Source organism: Moorena sp. SIO3B2 (assembly GCF_010692525.1).
GTDB lineage: Bacteria > Cyanobacteriota > Cyanobacteriia > Cyanobacteriales > Coleofasciculaceae > Moorena > Moorena producens.
In genome coordinates this window covers 1-6,728 of sequence record NZ_JAAHHE010000325.1, presented here as the reverse complement: position 1 = coordinate 6,728, position 6,728 = coordinate 1, and the positions used below count along the sequence as shown (strand labels likewise).

Here is a 6,728-nt window from a genome sequence, read left to right as displayed (position 1 = left end):
TTCCCCCATGAGCGACTGCATCAAGACAGGGTTTTGACGCCCTGGCGACCATAAGTGAAACTTGTTTTGTGGAGGTTAGTTTACTGAGTTAGAAGTTGGAATGTTGTTGTTTTGGATCAGTTGCTGACTTAAGCATTCAGCAGTCAGCGGTCAGTGATCAGCGGTCAGCGGTCAGCCGTCAGCGGTCAGCCGTCAGCCTTGGCCTTTGGCCACGCTACGCGAATGGCTAATAGCTGATAGCTGATAACTGATTGCTAATCAGCTGATAGCTGATCAGCTGATTAGCTCAGCAATACTTGTAATGGCTTATATATTAGAATTCGGTCAAGAATTGCTTAACCAAAACTTGACCGAATTTTTTTTGGTAAGCTATCAGCCGTCAGCAGTCAGCGGTCAGCGGTCAGCCGTTGGCCTTTGGCTGTTCGCGTAGCGTGCCCGTAGCGCATAAACTGATAGCTGATAGCTGATAGCTGATAGCTGAATGCTTACGAACAAAGTTCACTTAGTTCACAGTTCTTAACATTGGTGAAGCTAGAAGAAGATTTCCGTGATTATTTCTTCACTGCTAAAAAAACTTTGTGAAACTATTGTCTAAATCTTGCTCGACTAATCACTAATACCCTAAACTAACAAGAGGACTACCTAGGAAGGAGTGCTCGCCTATGATTAGTAAAGAAGCCTTCGAGCAAAAATTCAATACCATGCCCTGGAAAAGGCGAGAAGTGCTGAAGGCGGTAGTGGGTGGCAAGACAGATAGAGAAATCAAAGACAATGTGCTAGCTGTCGATAATAAAAATACTGTAAGAAAGCATATTTCTAATCTATATAAAGACTTTGATATTGAAACTAACGGTTTTAATTGTCGTTGTGATTTAGTTGAAATCGTTAATACCTATAAGCCTGAGTTAGTGGCTGAGCAAGTATTAAAAGAGTGCGGGTTGTCATCGTCTCGACCTAGAGCTGATCAAGAGATTTATATTGAGCGCCCACCCATTGAAGCTCGTTGTTATCAGGAAATTGTTAAACCAGCAGCGTTAATTCGGATTAAAGCGCCGAAACTGATGGGCAAAACCTTACTGATTCATAAGATTATCGCCCATGACGAAAAACAGGTTTATGGCAGGGTTTACTTAAACATGAATGGGCTAGATTTCACTAATTTAGATATATTTTTAAAGTCGTTTTGTGGACAAGTTGGTAACAAACTGAAATTGGCCAATCAGTTGCAGACCTATTGGGATGATAGTTTTTTTACCAGTGTAGACAACTGCACGGCCTACTTTGAAGAGTATTTGTTAGACTCTTTAGAAAGTCCATTAGTGTTGTGCTTGGATGACCTTGATCGAGTGTTTCAGCATCAAGAGATTGCGGAAGGATTTCTGCCCTTGCTCCGTAGTTGGCATGAGAGTGGTAAGTTTGAGGATAGTTGGGAAAAACTGCGCTTGGTGGTGGGTCATGCCACGGAAATTTATATTGATTTAGATATCAATAAGTCGCCGTTTAATGTGGGAGTACCTATAGAGTTACTAGAGTTTAATGCTCAGCAGGTTAACGAGTTTGCCGAGAGTTATGGGTTGACCTTATCTGTGGATTCAATAACCAAGCTGATGGCAATGGTTGGGGGACATCCCTATTTATTGTCCCAAGCTTTTTATCATATGAATAATCACCAAGCAGTAGAAAATACCCTGGATAAATTTTTGGATTTAGCCCCCACAGAAGCAGGAATTTATCGCAGTCATCTGCTCTCACTCTTAACTAGTATTCAAGAGCATCCCCAATTGCTGGACGCTGTTAAACTATTAGTTAGTACAGCCAAGCCGGTGCGCCTAGATGCTAATATAACTCGCAAGTTGGAAAGTATGGGACTGGTTCAACGCCATGGGAATGATTGTAGTTTGAGATGTAATTTGTATCGTCAGTATTTTAGCGATCGCATTTTAGGGAGTAGGGAGTAGGGAGTAGGGAGTAGGGAAGAGGCAATAGGCAAGAGGAACCCACCCCTAACCCCTCCCAGGAGGGGAAGGCAATAGGCAATAGGAGTAGCGTAGGTTGCGTTACTCCCCCATCTCCCCGCGCCCCCGCCCCACACTCCCCGCGCCCCCGCCCCACACTCTCCACACTGTTCCCTGTTCCCTATTCCCTGTTCCCTATCCAAAAATGACCAATCAACAATCAACAATCTACAAAGTAGGGGGGAGTTTAGCTCAAGATGAGCCCACTTATGTGACCCGAAAAGCTGATCACGAGCTTTATCAGGCATTGATGGCTGGGGAGTTTTGTTATGTGCTGAACTCCCGACAGATGGGTAAGTCCAGTTTGCGGGTACGAACCATGGAAAAGCTCACAAATTCCGGAGTCGCTTGTGCCTCTATTGATGTTACCAGGATTGGCAATGAAGTAACTTCCCAGCAGTGGTATGGAAGTTTGATTAGAAGTCTTGCAAAGAGTTTTAAATTAAAGGTAAAAATACAGGTAATCCCTTGGTTAAAAGAGCGTGAAAAATTCTCCCCAGTGCAGTGGTTAGATGAGTTTATTGAGTCGGTTATCCTAAAAGAAATCAGTCAACCGATTGTTATATTTCTCGATGAAATTGACAGTATTATTAAAGTTAACTTTAAAGATGATTTCTTTGCCTTAATTAGGGCTTGTTACAATCAAAGAGCCGAAAATCCAGCCTACAATCGTCTAACCTTTTGTTTGCTGGGGGTGGCAACTGCTGCAGATTTAATTCAGGATAAACAGCGCACTCCGTTTAATATTGGTCAGGATATTCAGTTGACTGGGTTTACTTTTCAGGAAGCTAAAGCGCCTTTGGTTCCCGGTTTGGTAGGGAAGGTGGATAATCCTGAACAGGTGTTAGATGAGATAGTAAACTGGACGGGGGGACAACCGTTTCTGACCCAGCGTGTGTGTCGTTTGGTGGTGGAGACTTCGGAATCGGGCAATAGTATTTCCGTAGCACAGATAGTGTGTACCCAGATAATAGACAATTGGGAAGCCCAGGATGAACAGGAGCATTTGAAGACTATACGCGATCGCATCCTCAGAAATGAGCAACGGGCTGGTATGCTATTGGGTTTGTATCAGCAAGTGTTGGATCACGGTTGTATAGCTGCTGATGGTAGTCAGGAACAGACGGAATTAAGGCTATCGGGGCTGGTGGTTGAGCGCCATGGTTGTTTAAAGGTTAACAACCGGATTTATAGAGAGGTTTTCGGATCCGATTGGGTCAACAAAGAATTGGCCAGACTGCGCCCCTACTGTGAGGCTTTTACCGCTTGGGTTGATTCTGGGTGTAACGATGACTCTCGACTGTTGCGGGGGGGAGCATTAGAGCAGGCGGAACAATGGTCTAGGGGAAAAGCCTTAAGCGATTTGGATTCCCAGTTCTTGAGAGCTAGTCAGGTTTTAGACAAAGGAGAAGTCCAAAAGGCTTTGGCGGCGGAGAAAGAGGCTAGTCAGATATTAGCCAAGGCTCAACAGAAAGCTAAGCGAACCATATCCATAGGGGGAATTGTACTGGGTTTGTCCTTAGTTGTGGCAAGTGTTGCTGTGGTGACTGGTATCAACGCTAGAGAAAAAATGGAGGAAGTCAGAACAAGCACGCAAATAGAACGGCAAGGGATTTGGATTATAGTACAGTTACAGGATAATGATTGTTGCGGCACCAGTACACAAAAGCAAAAGCTTTTGTACCAGGCAATGGAAACTGTACAAGAGTTATTGAATATCTTTAAAGATAGTCACCCCTTGGATCAAGATTCTGCTATCAGTCCTATATATGCCCTCCAGCAAAGTATTAGTAAATTCCGAGAACGGGCTGTGTTCACAGGGCATCAGGATGAGGTAATGGATGTAGCATTCAGCCCTGATGAACAGAAGCTGGCCACTGCTTCCTTCGACGGCACTGCCAAAATTTGGAACTTACAGGGTAATCAATTAGCCGTCCTCACCGGGCATCAGGACAAGGTATGGAGTGTCGCCTTCAACTCAGATGGAAAGATGCTGGCCACTGCTTCAAACGACAAAACTGCCAGAATTTGGGACAAAAAGGGCAATCCATTAGCCGTGCTCACAGGGCATCAGGACTCGGTATATAGTGTAGAATTCAGCTCAGATGGAAAGATGCTGGCCACTGCTTCAAACGACAAAACTGCCAGAATTTGGGACAAAAAGGGCAATCCATTAGCCGTGCTCACAGGGCATCAGAACAGGGTAACGGATGTGGCATTCAGCCCTGATCGACAGAGGGTTGCCACTGCTTCATCCGACGGCACTGCCAGAATTTGGGACAACAAGGGCAATCCATTAGCCGTGCTCATAGGGCATCAGGACAAGGTATGGAGTGTCGCCTTCAACTCAGATGGAAAGATGCTGGCCACTGCTTCCTTCGACAACACTGCCAGAATTTGGGACTTACAAGGCAAGGAATTAGCCATCCTTACAGGGCATCAGGGCTGGGTAACGAGTGTAGAATTCAGCCCGGATGGACAGAGGCTGGCCACTGCTTCCTTCGACAACACTGCCAGAATTTGGGACAACAAGGGCAATCCATTAGCCGTGCTCACAGGGCATCAGAAAAGGGTAACGGATGTGGCATTCAGCCCTGATCGACAGAGGGTTGCCACTGCTTCATCCGACGGCACTGCCAGAATTTGGGAGAAAAAGGGCAATCCATTAGCCGTGCTCATAGGGCATCAGGACTCGGTATATAGTGTAGAATTCAGCCCGGATGGACAGAGCCTGGCCACTGTTTCATTTGACAAAACTGCCAGAAGTTGGGACTTACAGGGCAATCAATTAGACGTACGAGAAGAGCATAAGTACTCGGAATATAGTGTAGAATTCAGCCCGGATGGACAGAGACTGGCCACTGCTTCATTTGACAAAACTGCCAGAATTTTGGCGCTTGAAAATTTAGGTGATATGCTGGCTAGGGGCTGTGAATTGCTCCAAGATTACTTTGTCGAGCATCCTGAAGCAAAAGATAGGTTAACGGTATGCCATAGGGAACAGGGAACAGGGAACAGGGAACAGACAAGAGGCAAGAGGCAAGATACAAGATACAAGAGGCAAGATACAAGATACAAGAGGCAAGATACAAGATACAAGAGGCAAGAGGCAATGAGGCTCCGAGGAGCCCCTAGGGAGGCTCTTAGGCTCAATCAAGAGGCAATGAGGGTACAACAAGAAGCAATAAGACTTGAAAACGAATCATTAAGACTTAAAGAAGAAGCAATAAGACTTGAAAACGAATCAAGTAAGATAAATAACGAAGCAATCAGGCTCGACCGTGAGGCAATCAGGCTCGACCGTGAGGTTCTGAGCCTCGACCGCGAGGCTCAGGGGAGCCCCTAGGGAGGTTCAGAAGTTCATTCACGAAGTTCAGAGGTTCGTTCACGAGGTCCAGAGGCTGGTTCACGAGGTTCAGAGGTTCAACCACGGTATTCAAATACTCACCGTTGAGGTTCAGAGGCTCACCGTTAAGGTTCAGAGGTTCAACGTTTATCTTCAAATACTCAACGGTGAAGCTCAGAGGTTCAACGTTTATCTTCAAATACTCAACAACGGTATTCAAATACTCAACAACGGTATTCAAATACTAAAGGTCGAGCTTCAGATACTCAACTTAGCAATTTAGGTATCCTAATCTAAATGCTGAACAGCTGAGCTGATAGCTTACCCTTTATCTATTAATATGGTGTTCCCCTGGCGAGATAAATACATTCACCTGCTTACGGATTTCGGCTTTAAGCGGGTCTTTGGCACTGAGTCCAACAAAGCACTGTTAATCGACTTCTTGAATACTCTGTTACCTGTCCACCATCAGATTCAGGATGTCACCATTAAGACTCCGGAATTCTTTGGCAACAGCTTAGTGAACAGAAGAGCGATTTTTGATAGTTATTGTCAGAGCACAACCGGTGAACGGTTCATGGTGGAAATCAAAAAAGCCGACCACAATTTTTTCAAAGATCCCAGTGTCTACTATGCCACTTTTCCCATCCAAGAACAGGCGCAACAGGGAAATTGGCATGATCAGCTAACCGTAGTCTACACTGTTGGGATTCTGGATTTTATTTTTAATGACCATAAGCACGATTCAGAACTGTTGCATGTAGTAGAGCTAAACAATCAGCACTGTGAACTGTTCTACGATAAGTTGAAATTTATTTATATTGAACTACCGAAATTTACTAAATCAGTTGATCAATTAGAAACTCATTTTGACAAGTGGTTATTTTTATTGAAGCATCTCGGTGAATTTAAGGCTCCCCCTGAATCCTTTCCAGAGGATGTGTTTGCCCAGCTCTTTGAAGTGGCCGACATTGCCAATTTCTCACCAAAAGAGCAAGCCCTTTACTATGATAGCCTGAAGGTCTACCGGGATATGTACAGTGTTGTCGAAACCTGTATTCAGGAAGGTTTCAAACAAGGTAGACTTGAAGGTCTAAAACAGGCCGCTATAGAACAAGGGAAACTTAAGGTAAAACAGCAGGTTGCTAAACGGATGAAGGCAGCAGGGTTACCCCTGAAGGATATTGCTCAATATACGGAGTTGAGTGTGGATGAAATTAATCATCTGATATCATAGCTGAATCCGTGACCAGCAACCGGAATTTATGCAACTCGTTGATTGGCTGATTGTCCTAGTCTACTTAGTCTTGTCTTTAGGGTTAGGACTATACCTCTCGCGCAAGGCTTCCGGCAGTCTTGTGGATTTC

6 protein-coding genes are annotated in these 6,728 nt (G+C 44.8%); 5 read left to right on the top strand and 1 reads right to left on the bottom strand.

Annotation, left to right across the window (positions count from 1 at the left end; genetic code table 11):
- Positions 1-95: 95 nt before the first annotated feature.
- The 3 genes from F6K38_RS32615 to F6K38_RS32605 all read left to right on the top strand — a co-directional run bounded on the left by F6K38_RS32615 (position 96) and on the right by F6K38_RS32605 (position 1,958).
- A complete protein-coding gene (locus tag F6K38_RS32615) occupies positions 96-230 on the top strand; it encodes a hypothetical protein (RefSeq protein WP_287266091.1) in 135 nt (44 codons plus the stop codon).
- Between the two features lie 71 nt (positions 231-301).
- Positions 302-430, top strand: a complete 129-nt coding sequence (locus tag F6K38_RS32610; RefSeq protein ID WP_008190170.1) for a hypothetical protein — start codon at positions 302-304, stop codon at positions 428-430.
- A gap of 232 nt (positions 431-662) precedes the next feature.
- Positions 663-1,958, top strand: a complete 1,296-nt coding sequence (locus tag F6K38_RS32605; RefSeq protein WP_287359223.1) for an AAA-like domain-containing protein — start codon at positions 663-665, stop codon at positions 1,956-1,958.
- On the opposite strand, the gene F6K38_RS32600 is transcribed toward F6K38_RS32605, so the two are convergent.
- Positions 1,927-2,121 (bottom strand): hypothetical protein, encoded by a 195-nt coding sequence (locus tag F6K38_RS32600; RefSeq protein ID WP_287266100.1) that lies wholly within the window; start codon positions 2,119-2,121, stop codon positions 1,927-1,929. The genes F6K38_RS32605 and F6K38_RS32600 overlap by 32 nt on opposite strands.
- Positions 2,122-2,160: 39 nt before the next feature.
- Between F6K38_RS32600 and F6K38_RS32595 the strand changes: the two genes are divergently transcribed.
- Together F6K38_RS32595 and F6K38_RS32590 are read left to right on the top strand one after the other, a co-directional pair.
- Positions 2,161-5,361, top strand: coding sequence for an AAA-like domain-containing protein (locus F6K38_RS32595; RefSeq protein ID WP_287359222.1), 3,201 nt, complete (start codon positions 2,161-2,163; stop codon positions 5,359-5,361).
- Positions 5,362-5,701: 340 nt separating this feature from the next.
- Positions 5,702-6,598, top strand: coding sequence for an Rpn family recombination-promoting nuclease/putative transposase (locus F6K38_RS32590; RefSeq protein WP_287359220.1), 897 nt, complete (start codon positions 5,702-5,704; stop codon positions 6,596-6,598).
- Positions 6,599-6,728: the final 130 nt, after the last annotated feature.